The organism is Ammoniphilus sp. YIM 78166 (genome assembly GCF_004522215.1).
In the GTDB taxonomy this organism is placed as follows: domain Bacteria; phylum Bacillota; class Bacilli; order Aneurinibacillales; family RAOX-1; genus YIM-78166.
In genome coordinates this window covers 143,240-161,570 of record NZ_SDLR01000007.1, presented here as the reverse complement: position 1 = coordinate 161,570, position 18,331 = coordinate 143,240, and the positions used below count along the sequence as shown (strand labels likewise).

General features: G+C 46.9%; 18 protein-coding genes, 1 pseudogene and 2 riboswitches. Of the genes and pseudogenes, 3 read left to right on the top strand and 16 right to left on the bottom strand.

The genetic code is table 11. The features are described 5' to 3' along the window. Nucleotides 1–3: 3 nt before the first annotated feature. From cobJ to cobO, 8 genes are all read right to left on the bottom strand, one after another. Nucleotides 4–1,599 carry a precorrin-3B C(17)-methyltransferase gene (gene cobJ, locus EIZ58_RS26775; protein ID WP_134704048.1) on the bottom strand — a complete coding sequence of 532 codons (1,596 nt, stop codon included), beginning with the start codon at nt 1,597–1,599 and terminating at the stop codon, nt 4–6. Between the two features lie 156 nt (nt 1,600–1,755). Further along, a riboswitch (cobalamin riboswitch) is annotated at nt 1,756–1,949 on the bottom strand. Nucleotides 1,950–2,021: 72 nt separating this feature from the next. Further along, on the bottom strand, nt 2,022–2,546 hold the full coding sequence (locus EIZ58_RS26770) for a histidine phosphatase family protein (protein WP_134704047.1): 525 nt from the start codon (nt 2,544–2,546) through the stop codon (nt 2,022–2,024). Next, entirely contained in the window at nt 2,543–3,502 is a 960-nt protein-coding gene (cbiB, locus tag EIZ58_RS26765; RefSeq protein ID WP_134704046.1) for an adenosylcobinamide-phosphate synthase CbiB, read from the bottom strand. Before cbiB ends, EIZ58_RS26770 begins: the two co-directional genes overlap by 4 nt. Beyond that, nucleotides 3,499–4,092: an alpha-ribazole phosphatase gene (gene cobC / locus EIZ58_RS26760; protein WP_134704045.1), complete on the bottom strand. Its 594-nt coding sequence runs from the start codon at nt 4,090–4,092 to the stop codon at nt 3,499–3,501. The genes cbiB and cobC overlap by 4 nt, the downstream gene beginning before the upstream one ends. After that, nucleotides 4,089–4,832: an adenosylcobinamide-GDP ribazoletransferase gene (gene cobS, locus EIZ58_RS26755; RefSeq protein WP_134704044.1), complete on the bottom strand. Its 744-nt coding sequence runs from the start codon at nt 4,830–4,832 to the stop codon at nt 4,089–4,091. Before cobS ends, cobC begins: the two co-directional genes overlap by 4 nt. After that, nucleotides 4,829–5,368 (bottom strand): bifunctional adenosylcobinamide kinase/adenosylcobinamide-phosphate guanylyltransferase, encoded by a 540-nt coding sequence (gene cobU / locus EIZ58_RS26750; RefSeq protein ID WP_134704043.1) that lies wholly within the window; start codon nt 5,366–5,368, stop codon nt 4,829–4,831. The genes cobS and cobU overlap by 4 nt, the downstream gene beginning before the upstream one ends. Beyond that, nucleotides 5,365–6,471: a threonine-phosphate decarboxylase CobD gene (gene cobD / locus EIZ58_RS26745; protein ID WP_134704042.1), complete on the bottom strand. Its 1,107-nt coding sequence runs from the start codon at nt 6,469–6,471 to the stop codon at nt 5,365–5,367. Before cobD ends, cobU begins: the two co-directional genes overlap by 4 nt. Then, the gene (gene cobO, locus EIZ58_RS26740) at nt 6,471–7,019 is read right to left on the bottom strand and encodes a cob(I)yrinic acid a,c-diamide adenosyltransferase (RefSeq protein WP_134704041.1); all 549 of its coding nucleotides are present in this window, start codon (nt 7,017–7,019) and stop codon (nt 6,471–6,473) included. The genes cobD and cobO overlap by 1 nt, the downstream gene beginning before the upstream one ends. A 97-nt stretch (nt 7,020–7,116) precedes the next feature. Then, nucleotides 7,117–7,329: riboswitch (cobalamin riboswitch) on the bottom strand. 252 nt (nt 7,330–7,581) lie between these two features. Here cobO and EIZ58_RS26735 point away from each other — a divergent pair. Beyond that, nucleotides 7,582–8,151, top strand: a complete 570-nt coding sequence (locus tag EIZ58_RS26735) for a 5' nucleotidase, NT5C type (RefSeq protein WP_134704040.1) — start codon at nt 7,582–7,584, stop codon at nt 8,149–8,151. Nucleotides 8,152–8,946: 795 nt separating this feature from the next. Here the strand turns inward: EIZ58_RS26735 and EIZ58_RS26730 are convergent. After that, nucleotides 8,947–10,158, bottom strand: a complete 1,212-nt coding sequence (locus EIZ58_RS26730) for a nitrate/nitrite transporter (RefSeq protein WP_134704039.1) — start codon at nt 10,156–10,158, stop codon at nt 8,947–8,949. Between the two features lie 59 nt (nt 10,159–10,217). After that, complete coding sequence (locus tag EIZ58_RS26725) at nt 10,218–11,543, bottom strand: NarK family nitrate/nitrite MFS transporter (protein WP_134704038.1); 1,326 nt, start codon at nt 11,541–11,543, stop codon at nt 10,218–10,220. 276 nt (nt 11,544–11,819) lie between these two features. Between EIZ58_RS26725 and EIZ58_RS26720 the strand changes: the two genes are divergently transcribed. Further along, complete coding sequence (locus EIZ58_RS26720; protein ID WP_134704037.1) at nt 11,820–12,362, top strand: hypothetical protein; 543 nt, start codon at nt 11,820–11,822, stop codon at nt 12,360–12,362. A 42-nt stretch (nt 12,363–12,404) separates the two neighbouring features. Here the strand turns inward: EIZ58_RS26720 and EIZ58_RS26715 are convergent, their stop codons facing one another. From EIZ58_RS26715 to EIZ58_RS26690, 6 genes are all read right to left on the bottom strand, one after another. Further along, entirely contained in the window at nt 12,405–12,653 is a 249-nt protein-coding gene (locus tag EIZ58_RS26715) for a hypothetical protein (protein ID WP_370297814.1), read from the bottom strand. Nucleotides 12,654–12,754: 101 nt separating this feature from the next. Then, complete coding sequence (locus EIZ58_RS26710) at nt 12,755–12,952, bottom strand: hypothetical protein (protein WP_134704036.1); 198 nt, start codon at nt 12,950–12,952, stop codon at nt 12,755–12,757. Next, nucleotides 12,942–13,478, bottom strand: a complete 537-nt coding sequence (locus EIZ58_RS26705; RefSeq protein ID WP_134704035.1) for a Rieske 2Fe-2S domain-containing protein — start codon at nt 13,476–13,478, stop codon at nt 12,942–12,944. Before EIZ58_RS26705 ends, EIZ58_RS26710 begins: the two co-directional genes overlap by 11 nt. 21 nt (nt 13,479–13,499) lie before the next feature. Further along, on the bottom strand, nt 13,500–14,042 hold the full coding sequence (locus EIZ58_RS26700) for a 4Fe-4S dicluster domain-containing protein (protein WP_134704034.1): 543 nt from the start codon (nt 14,040–14,042) through the stop codon (nt 13,500–13,502). A 21-nt stretch (nt 14,043–14,063) separates the two neighbouring features. Then, a complete protein-coding gene (gene fdhF / locus EIZ58_RS26695; protein ID WP_134704033.1) occupies nt 14,064–16,187 on the bottom strand; it encodes a formate dehydrogenase subunit alpha in 2,124 nt (707 codons plus the stop codon). Nucleotides 16,188–16,202: 15 nt separating this feature from the next. Further along, nucleotides 16,203–17,321, bottom strand: coding sequence for an MFS transporter (locus EIZ58_RS26690; RefSeq protein WP_240689431.1), 1,119 nt, complete (start codon nt 17,319–17,321; stop codon nt 16,203–16,205). A gap of 279 nt (nt 17,322–17,600) precedes the next feature. On the opposite strand from EIZ58_RS26690, the pseudogene EIZ58_RS26685 reads away from it, so the two are divergent. Then, nucleotides 17,601–18,329 (top strand): annotated as a pseudogene (locus EIZ58_RS26685) (Mrp/NBP35 family ATP-binding protein); the annotation flags it as partial. Nucleotides 18,330–18,331 lie beyond the last annotated feature (2 nt).

Below are 18,331 nucleotides of genomic sequence, written 5' to 3'. Positions count from 1 at the left end.
CTATCAATCGCCGCATGCCATCGGTTCAATCTGAATGGCAGGGACTTCCTGATACTTGAAGCCCTTGATCTCGCCTATGCGCTTAAAAAACTTATGAAACCTCTCGTTCGGATACGCTTTTTCCTTGAAGAAGGCTACAATATCTTCAACTAAAGGCACAATTTCTTCCGGTTCAATTCCTTCCGCTACGGGAATTCCCGCATGTGCATTTCTTCCGACGGTCTTGGCACCCAGGAATAAATCAAATTTTCCTTTGCGATAAACGATACCGATATCTTCCTTAACCGCTCCGTAACAAGCCATACCACAGCCATTAAAGCCAATCTTGAGTTCCTTTGGTACCTGCAGGCCTCCTAATGACTCCTGAATCTCATCCGCATAGGGAATGGAGTCCGTCTTCTCCCCGTCACAGAAATCACAAGCCTTAAGCTGGACTACATCGCCAATAGCAGAAAGCAAGAAGCCTTCGGAACGCAGTCGAGCTGTCACCGCTTCAGGCTCGGACGTAGGAATCCGCAAAATCATCTGATGATGGGGCGTATACTCGATACTGCCTTTTTCTCCTGCTACCTCGGCCAAGGCAATCATCTGCTGGGGGGTGAATTTTTTGTTGGCTACCCCTGTGCTGACGGCAAACTCAAAGATCGATTCGGGCTGGGTGGCCGCCTTTGTGATAATCGCTGGCTTCACAGCAGGCGTTGAGTCTTGGGACACCATCGATAAGGCCTCCGTTGCCCATTCCAGTGACGTCTTCGTTCCTTTTGGCGTTTCTTGTTCTAACGCCCATGGCTCATTTTCCTTTCTCAACCGCTGATGAAGCTTTAACGGTTGATCATCGGAGGTTAGCGTATATTTCCGCTGGTACCCGCGGGGCGTAATCATTAGTCCGTCATAGACAAACGTAGAGGAATTCCCGATAATGACGGTCGTCAGCATACCAATGTCATGCTCCAGCATGTTCTCAAGCGTAGTCAAAACCACCTGCTGTCGGTCGCGATAAGCACTCTTCACTAGCCCTACGGGGGTGTCGGGCGAACGGTATTTCAACAGAATGCGCTGGGCTTCTACGATTTGCCGCGTCCTTCTTCCGCTCTTCGGATTATAGAGGGCTACTACGAAATCGGCGTGACCAGCTGCCTCAATTCTTCTTTCTATTAATTCCCAAGGCGTTAAATGATCGCTTAAGCTGATGGTACATGCATCATGCATAACAGGTGCACCCAGGAGAGCGGCACACGAGTTGATGGCCGAAATGCCGGGAACAATCTCAACCTCTACTCCCGTTGCTTGTGTCCAGCCCTTTTCTACCAGAACCTCATAGACGAGTCCAGCCATCCCATAGACGCCGGCATCTCCGCTAGAAATAACCGCCACCTTCTTGCCTTGCTCAGCCTGTCGAACCGCTTCTCTTGCCCGGGTTACCTCTTCCGTCATTCCTGTGCTCACAATCTCTTGATCTGTGAGCAGGCCTTGAATGAGTTCAACATACGTTGAATACCCAATAATAATGTCACTTTCTTCGATGGCCTCTTTCGCTCGCTTTGTAATTTGATCAAAGCTTCCCGGCCCAAAACCTATGACTAGTAATTTCCCTTTCATCTCTACCACACCTTCCACGCACCCTCTAAGGGCAAATAAAAAGCACTTCTAACCATAGGGTTAGAAGTGCTTGTTCGGCGAACTCAAGAACCGACCCATCTTCTAAACCAAAAGATGGCGTGCACTCTAACACTTGCCTATTCCTCGTAGGCCTATCGTGTCCATAAGAAGCAGGCAGGTCTCCTGACTCAGGGCTCTTCCAGCGCCTTCCCAGATTGCTCCAGTGGCTCTTGCTGAAAATTCGACTTGAATAGCCTGTTTACCCTATACAGTGGCGGGACCGTGTCGGATTTTCACCGATCTTCCCTTTTAAGCTGACATTTCTCAGCACCTGTTTCTTTTTTATATCAATCATTTTTATGGCCATAATTTCTTATTATGCCTAAATGATACAGAAAGATGAACCTTCATTCAATAGAATGTTACAGTTCCAGATAAGTCCCATTTTTTACGATCCCTATCTTTTTTCCGTAATGTCTCGCAATCTCTTTGATGATGCTGCCATGCGTAATCAAGAGAATCCGGTCTTGCGGATAAGTTTCCCTCAAATTGCGCAAGCCCTTTTCTAGTCTTAGACTTAAGGAATCCATGCTCTCGATTCCGTGCCTTGCGTCTTTAACTTCCTCCACGTCCTCAATCTGGTAGCTCTGCCTGATTTCCTCCACGGTCTGACCCTCCAATATTCCAAAGGAACGCTCTTGAAATTCTTCTCGAAATTCAAGGGGAAGATTCAGCCTCTGATTACAAATGAGCGCAGATTCGACTGTCCTGCGTAAAGGGCTTGCGATCATACGGTGAATCGTTTTTTCATAATCATTGAAAAAATGTTCTCTAATCTCCTCTATTTGCTTCTTACCTAGCTCATTTAGAGCTACGTTTTGGGTTCCTTGGATTCTCTTTTCCAGATTCCAATCCGTCTCGCCATGACGCAAGAGAATGAGCTTCATAGGATGTCCACCCCAAGTCTCCCAATGCTTAAGATAAGAAGGAATAATACAGATACTAACTTCATGACCATCACCGTTTCCAAGATATCCTGAGCGCGAATGTTGCGCGTAGGGTCCCCTAGCTTAGCTCGGTTGGAAGGCACCCCATGATAGTAGTTCAATCCCCCCAGCTGAATCCCCAGCGCCCCAGCCATTCCCGCTTCGGTAAAGCCGCTATTCGGGCTAGGATGTAGCCTTGCATCTCTCTGAATGACCCGCCAGCAACCGGAAGCACTATGGCCCTTGAGCCAAACGGCGATCACGAGGAGCACCGCCGCCATTCGAGCGGGGATGAAGTTCACCAGGTCATCGAAGCGAGCGGATGCCCAGCCTAGATAAAGGTACTTTTCATTCTTGTAGCCCACCATGGAATCTAGCGTATTGGCCGCGCGGTAGGCCATCGCTAACGGGGCTCCGCCAATGGCCGCATAAAAAAGAGGAGAAAGAATCGCATCAACGATGTTTTCGGCTACGGTTTCCACCGCGCCACGGGAGATTTCCGGCTCGTCAAGCGTATTCGTATCCCTTCCAACCACCATGGACAAGGATAATCGCGATTGCTCCAGATTCCCGTTTCGAAGATGTCTGAAAATCTCCATCCCTGCATCGGCTAATCCTTTTGTCGCAATTGTTGTTGAAATGAGCCACACCTCCATTCCCCATGCAAGCCAGGGATGGATCTTCTCCAGTCCATAAAGAACGGTCCAGACGAGCAGATAGCTGCCGCCAACTAGAACCAGTGGAAAGGAAAGACCGGCCCATTTTAACTGTTGTTCTTTTAGCTGTAAGGCGCGAATTCGCTTTTCCAGCCAGGTGATCACATGCCCCATGAGAATGACCGGATGAGGAATCCACCGCGGATCTCCCCAGATCCGGTCAACCAGGTAAGCACAAATTAAAGCTAGGGCTTGCATCATGTTGCCTCCTCCTGAATGGACCAGCTTTTTCCATCCCACGAAACCACCATGAAGGAACCATGCCCAAGCCCCGGAACGTCCCAATAGCGAGTAGGGTCTTGGCAGACCCATCGACTGTGAAACCAACGTACCACCCCGCCGTGGCTAACGATAGCTGCCGTTTGACTATCCTGTAAAGAACGGTGCAATTGCCGCAGCCAATCATCAACTCGCTTACTGAGCATAGCAAGCGTTTCTCCCCCAGGGGGAGCGACTTCAAAGGGATTCTGGTACCACTGTTGGGCATGATGCGGATCAGCCCTCATAATGTCATCATAGCTAAAACCGTCCCACTCTCCGAAGTCCAGCTCTCGCAGGGCTTGGATTGGAGTGGGTTGCTGAGGAAGAGAAGCAGCGATTATTCCCGCAGTCTCCATACACCGTGTGAGATCACTTGAGTAAATACGATCTATCTTAACGTTTTTAAGCTGCTGGGCCAATTGTAGGGCTTGGTTTCTGCCCTTCTGGTTGAGTCTAGCATCCAGATGTCCCACATATCGCCCTTGGGCGTTCATATCCGTTTCCCCGTGGCGGATCCATATCCATTTCATCCTATCCACCTCCACGTCAAAAGAAGAAACAAAGCGCAGGCGGTTTCGCACCCTTCCACTAAAGCGCCGTAACCATCACCCGTAAGGCCTCCTAATCGCTTTACAATCCGGTGGGCCATCCACCAGCCTGCAAGTAAAGTAATAAGTAGGGCAACTACACCAATCATTCCGCATACACCAAAACTTACAATGCACGTAATAATAAATCCAAGTCCTAGCTTCCATCGGTCTATCTTCTCTCTCATTCCGTGCCCTAATCCTTGAGTCGAAAGGTAGGGCCAGCAGCGCATAGAAATCACTAAAAAAAGCCGACCTGCTATGGGGAGCAGGAGAAGCCAAGTATGTAAACCTTCAATTATTAATTCATAGAGAAGGGTTGCTTTCAAAAGCAAAAGAAGAATCGCTGCCGTAACCCCCATGGCTCCCACGCGGCTATCTTTCATAATCCGCAAAACTTCTTCGCGAGAGCGGTAGCTTCCGAGACCATCGGCTAAATCCATCCAACCGTCAAGATGAAGTCCCCCTGTGATGTAGACCCAAACCATTAAGGTGAGAACCGCAACGACGGGTGCAGACAAATAGGGAGACAAAAGACTCGCACAGGCAACTAATAGCCCTCCAATGATGAGCCCTACAAAGGGGTAATAAGGGGCACTTTTCAGCCAATCCTCCTGAGCGGAAGAAAGCTTCGGAACAGGTAAGCGCGTAAGAAAAGCCACAGCATGAAAAAATGACTTCATCCCTTGATCCTCCAAGGGATTCCCGATAGAACAGCATATACTTCGTCTGCTTCCTTCGCTACCCATTGGTTACATTCGCCTAGGATATCTTGGAACCATCTGCCTAATCTAGACATGGCTACACCTCCAAGACCCACTTCACTGGTGACTACGATAACGGGAATTTCAAGATCCTTGGCCGCAGCGACCCAACGCTGGAGATCTTCACGGAGAGTGAGGTGCACCTGCTCATCGCGCATCCGCTCCTCCGGAACCTCCATTAATCGATTGCTTATCCAAGTAGACAAGCAGTCAATTAATATCCCTTCGTATCCTTCAGTGCTCTGAAAAACAAGGTCCAGATGATGAGGGCATTCCGCTAGTCCCCAGTCTGCTGGTCTTCTTTCTTGATGCAGCTGAATTCGCTGTTCCATCTCTTGATCGTAGACTTTTCCCGTTGCTACATATAAAATGCTGCCGCCCAGCTCATGAGCCCACTGCTCCGCAAAACGGCTTTTTCCGGAACGGACTCCGCCTGTAATCAGGATTAGGCTCATCCTTCACTCCTCCTTTGCTGATCTACCTCGCGTAGGGCAGCAAGCAGACGGTTATTTTCCGCCCGGGTGCGTACCGCCAGCCGGATGTCCCTGGACGTTAGCCCTTGATACATCGAACAGTTCCGGATCATAATCCCTTTCGCTCCTAGAGCCCACTGCAAGTCATCCGCGGTCCAGTGCGAAGGTAATCGAACCAGCAGGAAATTGGCTTCTCCAGGCAAGACCTCGGCACCGAGGATCTCCCGGACTTGTTCACTTAAGAAGGACCGTTCTTCTTGTATAAGCCTTCTTGTTGCATCTTCGTATTCTCGTTGTTCCAGACAAAGCCCCCCCGCTGCCAGTGCCAGGCTGTTGACACTCCAAGTGACTTGCTTTCTTCTAAGGGCTGATATGTATTCTGGGTGACCTATGGCAAACCCAAGCCGCAAACCTGGGATCGCATAGAGCTTCGTCATAGACCGAATGAGGATCACCTTAGGAAATTGATGCAGAGTAGGCAAGAGCGTCACTTGCTTTTCGGGCGGAAGAAAGTCAAGGAAAGCTTCATCTACCACAAGAAACACTCCTCGCTCCGTTGCCTGGCGGGCCATTTCTAGCAACTCTTCTACTTCATACACGATACCGGTAGGATTATTCGGATGCCCGATAAACACGAGATCGGTCTGATTAATCAAGATTCCTAGCTCATCTGGGTCCGGTTTAAAGCCGTTTTCTGCTACGCCTAGGATTCCCGTTACTTCCGCTCCGAATTGTGCAGAAAGCTGGCTGTACTCGGAGAAACAAGGATAGATGAGGCCCACTCGCTTAGGCTCGAGAGCTTGCAGTACAAGGGCCATACATTCTGCAGCCCCGTTTCCGACTAAGATCCCCTCCGTGCTCCATCCTAATCGCTCAGCTAGGCGTTCCTTGAGCTTGCGGTGTCCAGGATCCGGATAATGAATGATGGAACTTAGACTGCTGTGCAAATAGGAGATTACTTGTTCGGGAGGACCTAATGGATTAATATTGGCGCTAAAATCCAAAAGCTCAGATGGGGAAACCCCAAAGGCTGCTGAGGCGGTCAATAAGTCCCCGCCATGTCCGAATTGCTCAATCCAGGCCATTAGAACTCAATCCCCAATACTGCAGGAATGCCTTCCTCATAATAGTGCTTCACTGGCTTCATTTCTGTCACAAGATCGGCAATGTCCAGCATTTCTGGCTTGGCGTTCCGACCGGTAATCACCATATGCATCCCATAAGGACGTTCCTTAATCCATGTAATGACTTCGTGCAAAGGCAGCACGTCCTCCACCGGGAAAGTCTGAATGGCCAAGGCATTGTTTAATTCATCCAAAATGACGACATCATAGTTCCCCTCTGCCACCTTCTGCTTGGTAAAATGCCATGCTTCCTGCAGCGCTGCTCGATGCTCTTCCGGGGTTTTCGTCCAGGTGAATCCGATACCCAATTGGTGAATTTCAATGCCCAGCTTATCAAAGATAATCTTTTCCCCGTAGGTCCGTTCGGGGGATTTAATAAATTGCAGCATCAGTACCTTTTTCCCTCTGCCCGTTGCTCGTACGCCGACCCCTAATGCAGCGGTCGTTTTTCCTTTTCCGTCTCCTGTATAGACAAGCACTAATCCACGCTGTTTATCTGGCTTCGACATTTGTCCCCTCCTTAATAGAAAAAGCCCTGGTTCCAATAGGAAATCAAGGCTTCAAAAGCTAGTGTTATCTGGCTTTTCCTTTGACCCGAAGGAAAAAACGAACCTTAGTAAACAGGCAGGTCTCCTGGCTCATGAATCAACGCTCTCCTAATCCTTCCCATCCCTTATGGACAGTGGACGCTAAAGGAGAACTCCTCATTTACAGTGGCGGGACCGCGTTGGAATCTTAGGCAAGCTCATGCTGCCAATTACCACTCTTCCCTTTTAACTTCATTCTGCTAGAATGAAGACCTGTTTCACCCATAATATGCTATTTTGTCTAATATTATATTGGAATCCTTCGCTTTGAGCAATAGTTTCTTGGACATGCACCTTCCATTGTTGCATTGACTAAAATATAAAACACTATTTTTCGAATATGCCATTTTGGTAAAAATGTAAACCCATTTTAATCTTCATAAAGTAGTTCTAAACGACCTGATCTCTATCTATATATGTTAACACGACAAAATCACCCCTCATCAGTGGGTAATCGACGCATAAGGATGAAAGGAGATTACGAATGACCATTGCAGACCGGAGAAAAGTTCTTCTCTTAGACATGGATGATGTAACTGTTGACCAGACTTCAACATGGGTAAAACGGATCTACGAAAAGACAGGGACTCTCTATGACCAGGAAGAATGGACAAAGTGGGATCTTTCGAGTATTCTCCCACCGGACATTATGCACATGATTTTCGAAGAGATTAATAAAGAGCCGGGATTCTTCCGTAATCTGCCCGCAAAAGAAGGGGCAATCGCAGGTATTCAGGAGCTGTCCTGCTACTACGATATCGTATTTGTAACCGCCAGTGAACACTATGCTTATCAAGACAAATACTACTGGATCCGCGAAAACCTGGGCTTCCTTACACAGCCCAGTCTAGTCCTCACCCACCGCAAGGATCTAGTACTAGGAGATATATTCGTGGATGATGGTCCTCATAATATTATGAAGTCCCCAGTGGAAACCAAGATCATTTTTGACCACCCATGGAATCGTCACATTTCCCAATTTCAGCGCGTGAACCACTGGGATCAGCTTGTCGATATGCTGTTAAGCAAGAAAGTCCTGATGAATATCATGTGACAAACTTCATAGTCCCCTTTGAAGTTTCCATATAAGATAATAGTTACTTTAATGGAAAGGTGGATACATCATGAGACCAACTACAACCTCTTCACAAGTAAACCAGTCCCAAACACCTCTCCATGTGGAATTTAAGAAAATCCTCGATCAGAAGCTTCGGGAGTGCTTGGCTCGGAAAAGGTAACAGCGCGTAAGGCCATTGTTCAGGGTTAGAACAATGGCCTTTTTACGTACTTGCAAGATTAAGGGGAGATTTACCTCCACGCAATTTGGAATCATTATCGGTTTATTGAAAATCCCCGGCATTAAAGTTGGTGCTTGATCACAGGGTGATCCGGGATGCCCGATCGCTTCCCGAGAAAAAGTAAAGCAATGACTCCATCTTAATTGTATCCATTACGGGTTCGGGAGCAACTCACCGAGTATCGTGACCAAACCTCCGAGATTAGCTGGAATGGTTACAGGTACGTGAACAAACGATACCAACTCGTGAGCAAATGCCACTTTTCCGTGAGCAAATCAAAAATTTTGTGAGCATCCGCCCACGTGCGAGAGTGTTCGGGGCCAAAAAACGGTATAGACGAAAAATAAAAGCAGAATTACTTAAAAAAGCAGCTTAAAATCAGAGATTCTAATCCAAAGTTTAGATTGCTCTTAGAAAAAGTAGACCAAAATCACTCCAAACCTCGAAAAACCTTCGCGAGGTCTTGGAATCATTACCGGTTTGGGAGGAAAACGCTCAGTTTCGTGAGCATCCTCCACGCCTTCAAACTTATACATACTAAAAAGCCGTCCCTAACGGACGGCCTTACTCCTTTTAGCCAATTTCGGCGTTCTCAGCTCAATCACTCGCTTCAACCCTACCATAAACAAAATCGCTATGAGCATGGTGGCTGCCACCCACCAGAAGCCATAGGAATAAGAGCCTGTGACTTGCTTGAACGTTCCTAGGATATTCGGAAGGAAGAACCCTCCCAAGCCTCCCGCCGCTCCGACGAACCCCGTCAGCAGTCCGACTTCTTTTGGGAATCTTACGGGAATGACCTGGAATAGCGCTCCATTGGCTGCCCCCATAAAAATTAAGGTTACAAACAGAAGAGATAAAGCAACATAAACTGGCGGCAGGGTGCCGACAATAAACATCGTGGCGGCCGCTCCTCCAAAGAGGAACACGAGCAGTTTCATACCCCCATACTTATCTGCTAGATACCCTCCAATGGGACGTACAAAGCTTCCAGCAAACACCACGAGTGTGACGAAATCTCCCGCCCTTACTTTACTTACTCCGTATTGATCAAAGAAAAACAGGGTCAAATAGCTGGTAAGTCCAACAAAGCCACCGAAGGATAAGCTGTAGAAGAAAGCGAACAGCCAAGGCTCCTTTTGCTTCATCACGCGCATATACTCGGCAAACTTCATGGGTTTCGCCTCTGTTGAACAATCCTTAGCAAAAGTAGCAAATACGATGAAGGCAATCACGAGAGGAATAAGGGCTAAACCAAATACCGTCTGCCAATCATAAGCGGTTGCAATCCGCGGTCCGAACAGCATCGCCAATACCGTTCCGCTGTTTCCTGCACCGGCGATTCCCATCGCTAAGCCTTGATGCTCCTTGGGATACCATCGGCTTGCTAGGGGCAGGGCTACAGCAAAGCTGGCGCCGGCAATTCCTAATAAAAACCCAAGAACATAAATTTCACTCAGACTATTGGCAAACAACCATCCCCACGTCAACGGAATCATAGTCAATAGCATGCCGATCATTCCCATCCGCTTTCCGCCATAACGGTCAGCAAGCAGTCCCATGGGAATCCTCATTAAAGCTCCTCCAAGAACCGGAATCCCTACCATCAACCCTTTCTGGGCCGGAGATAACCCTAGATCTTCTACAATAAACGTACCTGTTGCTCCAAGAATCACCCAAATCATAAAACTGATATCAAAGTAGAGAAATGCACTTAGAAGAGTGGGTGGATGTCCTGCCTTGGCAAAATCCTTCAACCTCATTATCGTCACCTCACATCAATATTCAGATAGGTGTACCTGTAAAGGTACACCTAAATGTTCTAACACTTCACTTCTGCATTCTTTCTTGAGTAGTAGTACCATGTAATCACTAAACTAATCGCGTAATACCCGATGAAAAGATACAAGGCTAAGTTTGCCGCTCCTGTGGTCGCAATAGACCATCCGAAGATTTTAGGAATGAAGAAAGCACCGTAAGCACCGATGGCTGCCGTAAATCCAAGGACTGGAGCCGCTTCTTTTGCCGGGAAGATGAAAGGAATCATACGGAAGGTTGAACCATTCGCTATTCCTGTTGTAGTAAATAAGATAAGGAACATAATCAAGAATCCAGTAAAGTTATTGGCATTTAAGAAATAGATAACTCCGAATGTTGCGGCAATCATAACGATGATGTCCCAGAAGGTAACGAAGGCTCCACCCAGTTTATCGGATAGCCATCCGCCGAAAGGTCGAATTGCAGCACCCACTAGCGGTCCTAAGAAAGCCAGGTGAATCACGTTCAAGTCCGCAAATTGAGACTTGATCAACAGCGGAAACGCTGCAGAGTAACCGATAAAGGAACCAAAGCACATTACATAAAGCCAAGTCATGATCCATGTATGTTTTCTCTTAAAGATAACCGCTTGATCTTTGAAGGATTGTTTTGCGGAAGAAAGGTTATCCATTCCAAACATTGCTGCAATAGTAACTAAAACGATCGGTATAACCCAGATAAAGGCTGCGTTTTGGATCCAAACGTCAGAGCCATTGGCTAATTGCTGATTGACTCCACCCCATGCACCAAAAATACCCGTCGTAATGACAATCGGGGTGATGAACTGTACTGTACTTACACCGAGATTCCCGATTCCAGCATTAATCCCAAGAGCCGTTCCTTTAGCCTTCTTAGGGAAAAAGAAGCTGATGTTAGCCATGGAGGATGAGAAGTTTCCTCCGCCAAGTCCGCAGAGTGCCGCTAATATGGCCATAGTTGTAAAGCTCGTTTCGGGGTTCTGAACGGCAAAGCCGATTCCTATTGAAGGAATGAGTAAGGAAGCTGTTGAAATAACCGTCCAGTTTTTCCCTCCAAAGATTCCTGGCAGGAAGGTATAAAAGATACGAAGCGTCGCTCCTGTAAGTCCTGGTAAAGCAGCAAGTGTAAAAAGTTGACTGGATGTAAAAGCAAAGCCGACATCATTCAAGCGAACGGCTACGACAGACCAGATTTGCCAAACGGCGAAAGCGATTAAGAGCGCTGGTACGGAGATTAGTAAGTTTCTTCTGGCGTGCCGTTTCCCTTCTGCTTCCCAGAATGTTTCATTTTCCGGATTCCAGTTTGCCCCGATCCGTCCACCAGTCTTTGTCCCGATGGTTTCCGTCTTCATTTTTGATTCCTCCTAATGGATAATAAGTCCTTTTGTTGATAATAAGTAAGACTAGCTTTTGGTTTGATGATCATCGATTCAGCTGTCCGGCTGATACTTATATCATAAGGAAATCAATAGGGCGCAGGTGTGACGAAACTCACAAATAGAACCGGATTCGTTTTTTGTTCACAAAGAGCCCTTAGAAGAAGCATAGGTGTGATTTTTTTCATCGACTATCCCGGTATCATGCCTTAGGATTAAACATCAAATGAAGCGAAAAAGGAGACGTAAGCCATGCTTTCTGCCATGATACAATATAACCCATCCCGCGATATAGATCAGGCCCTTACTGAACACGGGTTTAAAAGAGCGCAAGGCTATTATGTTTTGGAGACGAAGGACCAAAAGCAGCTGGCGCGACTAGAGCCTCAGGCCACCCCAGGAGAGGCTTCTATTGCCTTCCCTGGCAGCCTGAACATGTCGGAGTACACGGCCATCCACCTAGCATTAAAAGGCGTCCTGGGCGAGTTAGAGGGTACTATAGAGGATACGAACAGCTTGTTGGGTTACCTCCCCACCGGTGAAGGAGCGTACATTATCACCAACTTTTCCGCCTGGGAGCTGTTCCTCCTCCGTGCCAAACATCAATCCATGAAAGGTCAAAAGGTGAAAGTCCTAGACCCAGAAGGAAGGGTGATCAGTGAAGGCTTATTAATGGATTACACCGAGTCCTCCACAAACGGATTTGGGATTACGGAATGTACCCTAATCACCGCTGCAGGAGAACAAACCCTATCCAGACCCTCACTAGTCATTGAACCGACAGGGGCATGGTAATCGTTAAAACAAAAAGACTAGTCCATTAGGCTAGTCTTTTTGTTATCCTTTAATGTTGCTTAACTCATCCATGAGCTGCCGAGTCCTCTTGGCATTGCCTTCGGCAAAATTCTGAAGTCTTTCCCTAAGCTCCGGATCTTCGTGAATCCGCTCTGCCGTAATAATATATGTTCGCATTAACTCCGTTTCGATTTCTAACGAACTCTCTAAAATTTGCGTTAGAGCGTTTGCATTCATTTGATCTCTTGCTACTTCTTCATGATCACGATCATAGTCCTTGTCATGGTTCACGTGTTAGCCCCCTCATCAATCAATTCTATTTCATTTTTCTCTCGTTAAGAGTCAAATATACGAAAAAGACAAGGCGAATTTTAACAGCCTTGTCTTCTTGGTTATTTGCCGTATTCCGCTTTTCTCCATCCTAGGTAAGCAAAGAAGGAGATAGCCACAGAGACTAATGCCACAACCGTATACGTAAATACATGCTCATATTCTAAGCCATAAAAAGCTTCCACTGTCCAGTGCAGCATGACCACATTGACAGCCAAGGAAACGAAAATAATAGCCCACCACCCTTTTTTAGGCATCATGGCGAATCTTCCTTCCTATGGCATAGATCGTCCCATCCACTACCTCCACCTCAATGAGAGGAAGCTCGCGCTGCGGAGGCCCGGCAACGGGATGCCCATTCTCGACGCTAAAGAACCCTTGGTGGCATGGACAGAGCAAGACATCTTGTTGGCTCTCATAAAAAACCGGGCATTGAAGATGCGTGCATTTATTATTATAAGCCTTTAATTGCCCATCCTTGGTGTGAACCAAGATGGCAGGTTCGGATTCAGTAGGATAGTTAAAGTTTAACGCTTCTCCTTTTGGAAGGTCGGCTAATTCCCCGATCTTGACACGTTGTGTATCCCCCTGACCTTTGTCCATCATCGCCTTAATTGAAAAAGGTACGGTGGCTAAGCCAAGAGCCACCGTGGCGCCTACGGCCGTCTTTAAGAAAGAACGGCGGTTGTATTTTAAGTCATCTTCCCGATTCAAGTTATCGACAAGGTTGATCATATCATCATTCGTATCTTTTTGATTGCGAAGAAGTTTTTTCTCATCTGGCATGACTAATCCCTCCTCTGAACATTAATCTGAATACACACCGAAGAACTCAGGTACATAATCCCACTTATTGCCTTCTTTCGGTTTCTTTCCTTCGACTAGGTTCATCTGCGTGCGTCGGCGACGCAAGGCCTGCATTTCCTCGAAGTCAATAAAGCGGATCGCATCACTTGGACAAACGGACGCACACATCGGAGCAATATCATGCTTTGTGCGATCATAACACATGTCGCATTTATACATTTTGTTCGCTTCAAAGTCGAACTTCGGAATTCCGAATGGGCAGCCAAACGTACAATTTCGGCAACCAATGCATTTTTCTTCCATTGCAGACAGAACGACACCCTCTTCTGTAATTTGGATTGCATTAGCCGGACATACTCTGGCACATGCTGGATCCTTACACTGCATACAGAGCATCGGATACGTTTGGCGGCTTTCCATAAAATCTACATATTCTACATAGTTTCTTTCTTTATATTCATGATCACCGCATTCGCGGCATGCCGCTTGACAAGAGCGGCAGCCAACGCAGCGTTCGAATTCGAGATACATAATTTTATTCATGGCGGTTCCTCCTCTAATTTCCTATACTTTTTCGATCTTGACCGCACAGACTTTAAATTCAGGCATTCTGGAAGTCGGATCCAAGCACGGATTCGTTAATTGGTTGACCGCCAATTCCTTGCCCCAGTGATAAGGTACAAATACGGTATCGTTGCGTATTGCTTTAGTCAGACGTACGTCTAAGGTCATATGTGAACGCGGTGTGGTGAGCTTAACTCGATCCCCATTGCGTAAGTTATATTGACTTGCCAGTTCAGGATGGATTTCCACGTAAGGCAGTGGGCATTGCTCCATCAAGAACTCGGTACGGCGCGTTTGGCTTCCGGATAAGAAATGGTACACCACACGTCCCGTGGTTAAAATATGCGGATATTCTTTGGTTGGCGTTTCCCCTGGCTCCTGCCAATCCACCACAGCCAAATTTGCTTTGCCGTCAGGGTGTCCAAACTTTTCTTTAAACATCGTCGGAGTTCCTGGGTGATCTTCAGAAGGACATGGCCAGAAAACTCCATCCTCTTTATCAATGCGCTCCCATGTAATCCCGTAATAATCGGCCTTTCCACCCTTTGTCGCGAGACGGAACTCTTCCCAGATCTCTCTTGCATTTTCATAAGGGAAAAACTTGCCTTTACCCATGCGTCTAGCTATGGCTTGCATGATTTCCCAATCGGTCTTCGATTCGCCAAGCGCTTCTCTCACTTTACGGATGCGGATGACGCGTCCCTCTAAGTTCGTTGTCGTTCCTTCATCCTCGGCCCACGTCGTTGCAGGTAAGATGACATCGGCGAACTCTGCCGTTTCGGATAGGAAGAAGTCACTGACTACCATGAAATCCAGCTTGCGGAAAGCACTCCATACATACTCTGTATCCGGAGCAGAAACCGCTGGGTTACTACACATCACGTGCATAGCACGAATGTTGCCTGCATGAATCTCATCAAACATTTCAAACGCAGATACTCCTGGTTTTGGCATATCTTTAGGATCCATTCCCCATAGCGCAGAAATGTATTTGACCGCTTCTGGATCGATGAGCTTGCGGTAGCCAGGAAGCAGATCGGCTTTTTGCCCGTGTTCTCTTCCCCCTTGTCCGTTAGCCTGACCGGTGAATGTCGCGACCCCGGAAGCAAACTTTCCAATTTGTCCACGAAGGAGAGCCATCGAGGTATAAAGGGATACATTGTCTACACCCTTAGATTGCTGCTCGGCTCCGCGGGCAAACATCACGACGGATCGAGGGGATCGGCCATAGATATGCGCCGCTTTAATAATCTTGTCTGGATGAATACCTGTAATTTTGGACGTATAATCAGGCGTGAATTTATCGACGGCCTTCTTTAGCTCCTCATAGTTATTGCAACGCTGGCTGACATAGTCTTCATCTACATATCCGTCCATAATAAGAATGTGCATAATTCCATTCGCCAAAGCAGAATCCGTTCCCGGCTTGAGATCCAAGTGAACATCGGCAATACGGGCTGTCGGCGTTTCGCGAGGATCCGCTACAATCATCTTGGCACCTTTGTCTTTGGCTTTCCAGAGCCATTGGATGCTTGTCGGATGGCACTCGGCTGTATTGGAGCCGGCGATAAAGAAGCAATCGGAGTGCTCTAATTCAGGCCAAGGCAACGTAGAGCCCCGATCCGTACCTAATGTTTTCAAAAATCCTCCCGCTGCCGAGCTCATACAGAACCGTCCGTTATAATCAATAAAACGAGTGCCAAGAACCGCGCGGGCATACTTCCCTACAAGGTAGCATTTTTCATTGGTCATGGACACCCCGCCAAAAACAGAGAGAGCATCACGCCCATGCTTTTGCTGTAATTCCGCGTACTTCCTTGCAATAAGGTCTAACGCTTCATCCCATGTGGACTCAACGAACTGCCCATTTTTCTTAATTAACGGCTTGAGAATCCGTTCTTTATGCTCCACCGTCTGATAAGCAGTAACCCCTTTCGGGCACATTTTTCCAAGGGTGACTGGCCAATCATAGCGCGGCTCAACCCCTACCACTTTACCTGACTTTTCTTCAACACGAAGGTGCATCCCGCATTGCATCCCACAGTAGCAGCAGTGTGTGGTCACTAACTTTTCCCCTGGCTTGTGAAGATTCTTTACCCATTCTTTGGTTACAAACTGGCTCATGTTACTTCCCTCCTATTATTCTCCTGATACTTTCTTTTCTTTTTTATCTGGCAAGTCATAAAATTCGTCTGAACGTTTTTTGCCAAAGCCTGAAATATGAACATCATTCATTGTTCGTATTGGCCCGTAAGGATTTCCTTGCGGAGCCTCCATGTTCATTTGCTTCATAACGCGGATTCGACGGCGGCATGGTGGACAATAATCGGCAAGATACGTTCCATCTGCCATCTTTAAATCGAAACTTTGTGCCGCTAAAATCTCTTTTACGTCCGCAATTTGATCGTCACTACTATAGTTCGTTCCGCACTTCTTACATGCTCTTGTTTCCACTTTCAGAACCTCCTGGTAGTTCATTGGAACAGCTGTTGCCAACGGACGAATCGGCAAGTGGAACAGCTTCCCAAAGGGGAAGTAAACTAAGAAAACAACTACCGTCACTTGGTGAACTAAGGTTAGGTAATGATGCATCCAACCGTCTAAGAAGCTATAGGACACGGTGAGAAGCAATCCAGTGACCGTGACCGCAAGCAATAAATAAAGAGGGAATAAATCAAATTCAGCTCGCTGGGTCACTTTCAGGTCTTTTTCTCGAATCCGTCTTACAATCGCCATAGATACCCCAGCAAGAACCATTAGAGCGGTAATATTTAATCCGTTGTAGACCATCTTGGCAAATAGTCCGTTTGCGTCCATCGAAATAGTAGGAATTCCCATGACAACAATCTGATAGGTGACGGGATCAACTAATTGAAAATGCATCCAACCAAAGGTTAACGTAAACGTGATCGCTAAGGATCCCAAACACCCCCAAGCAATCAGGAAATGCTGTATTCCTCTCCAAATTCCTCTTTTAAAAATAAACTTCTGCAACACGATATTTTCAAATGCTGTGACCAGAATAGAACGAATGTTTCGGGACATTCTTTCCGAAGTTTTTAAATTTTGAATGGACCGCTTCACCACTTGACGAGTGGCCGGTCGAATCAGCCAAGAACACATCCGAATCGTGATGCCGATCGCAAAGATAAAAGATGAGATCATATAGCCTAGCAAGGCCATATCAATATGACTAAAGTTTTTTGTACCCATCCACATGGTAAAGAACAGAACCAAGGTCACTAGAAAAGCATACATGCTAGTCTTGGAATAAAAGGACCGTTCAAAGGATTTCATAGTCAAGCTCCTTTTCACTGATTTATTTTTCGTTTTCGTTTGGGCCACTCAACGAATGCTTCATGAGCTTATTGTAAAGGGTACCGAAAGAGTTCACTGTGAACTACATCACAGTCAACCGTGACAAACTTTTGAACGAAATCAGAGGTGTGATTAATGTCATAGTGGAAAAGTTCTCAAACTCTTAGGATAGAAGTAATCCCTATATGAGGAGTGAAAAGGATGTTAACCGGAGAAATTATCGCAGTTACAAGTGGAAAAGGCGGAGTGGGTAAATCCACTGTATCCGTCAACCTCGCCCTTTCTTTAGCTAGATTAGGCAAGCAGGTCGCTTTAATAGACCTAGATATATATGGATTTAGCGTGCCGAAGATCTTGAATTTGACGTCAAAGCCTAAAACGATGAACGGCAAGATTATCCCCGTCGAATCATACGGTGTGAAAGTCATGTCAATGGGCTTCTTGGTCAAAGGAAATGATCCGATCGTATGGAGAGGACCCATGCTTGGCAAAATTGTGGAGCACTTTGCAAAAGATGTGATTTGGGGAGAGCTCGATTATGTCATATTAGATCTTCCGCCTGGAACAGGAGATGTCGCGCTTGATTTGCATCACCTGATTCCAAATAGTAAAGAAATCATTGTAACCACCCCTCACCCGGCCGCTACTCATGTCGCGGAGCGTGCAGGAACCATGGCGTTGAAAACCAAGCATGAGATTCTTGGGATCGTGGAGAATATGAGTTACTTTACTCCCCCGAACAGCGAAGAACAGTATTTCCTCTTCGGTAAAGGAGGCGGTGACCAGTTAGCGCAAGAGCTTCATTCAGAAGTGATCGCTCGACTACCGATCGAGGAACCCAACACTTCCATTCTTACCCCTTCCGTCTATGAGCCAGGAAGTCTCCTGTATGATCATTACATGACACTAGGGAAAACCGTAGACTCTTTGGTGAAGGCCCCTTGCTAGTC

Excerpts from the sequence above, each read along its gene's own strand:
- cobJ (WP_134704048.1), bottom strand. The coding sequence starts at position 1,599 with ATGAAAGGGAAATTACTAGTCATAGGTTTTGGGCCGGGAAGCTTTGAT.
- EIZ58_RS26770 (WP_134704047.1), bottom strand. The coding sequence starts at position 2,546 with ATGAAGCTCATTCTCTTGCGTCATGGCGAGACGGATTGGAATCTGGAA.
- cbiB (WP_134704046.1), bottom strand. The coding sequence starts at position 3,502 with ATGATGCAAGCCCTAGCTTTAATTTGTGCTTACCTGGTTGACCGGATC.
- cobC (WP_134704045.1), bottom strand. The coding sequence starts at position 4,092 with ATGAAATGGATATGGATCCGCCACGGGGAAACGGATATGAACGCCCAA.
- cobS (WP_134704044.1), bottom strand. The coding sequence starts at position 4,832 with ATGAAGTCATTTTTTCATGCTGTGGCTTTTCTTACGCGCTTACCTGTT.
- cobU (WP_134704043.1), bottom strand. The coding sequence starts at position 5,368 with ATGAGCCTAATCCTGATTACAGGCGGAGTCCGTTCCGGAAAAAGCCGT.
- cobD (WP_134704042.1), bottom strand. The coding sequence starts at position 6,471 with ATGGCCTGGATTGAGCAATTCGGACATGGCGGGGACTTATTGACCGCC.
- cobO (WP_134704041.1), bottom strand. The coding sequence starts at position 7,019 with ATGTCGAAGCCAGATAAACAGCGTGGATTAGTGCTTGTCTATACAGGA.
- EIZ58_RS26735 (WP_134704040.1), top strand. The coding sequence starts at position 7,582 with ATGACCATTGCAGACCGGAGAAAAGTTCTTCTCTTAGACATGGATGAT.
- EIZ58_RS26730 (WP_134704039.1), bottom strand. The coding sequence starts at position 10,158 with ATGAGGTTGAAGGATTTTGCCAAGGCAGGACATCCACCCACTCTTCTA.
- EIZ58_RS26725 (WP_134704038.1), bottom strand. The coding sequence starts at position 11,543 with ATGAAGACGGAAACCATCGGGACAAAGACTGGTGGACGGATCGGGGCA.
- EIZ58_RS26720 (WP_134704037.1), top strand. The coding sequence starts at position 11,820 with ATGCTTTCTGCCATGATACAATATAACCCATCCCGCGATATAGATCAG.
- EIZ58_RS26710 (WP_134704036.1), bottom strand. The coding sequence starts at position 12,952 with ATGATGCCTAAAAAAGGGTGGTGGGCTATTATTTTCGTTTCCTTGGCT.
- EIZ58_RS26705 (WP_134704035.1), bottom strand. The coding sequence starts at position 13,478 with ATGCCAGATGAGAAAAAACTTCTTCGCAATCAAAAAGATACGAATGAT.
- EIZ58_RS26700 (WP_134704034.1), bottom strand. The coding sequence starts at position 14,042 with ATGAATAAAATTATGTATCTCGAATTCGAACGCTGCGTTGGCTGCCGC.
- fdhF (WP_134704033.1), bottom strand. The coding sequence starts at position 16,187 with ATGAGCCAGTTTGTAACCAAAGAATGGGTAAAGAATCTTCACAAGCCA.
- EIZ58_RS26690 (WP_240689431.1), bottom strand. The coding sequence starts at position 17,321 with ATGTATGCTTTTCTAGTGACCTTGGTTCTGTTCTTTACCATGTGGATG.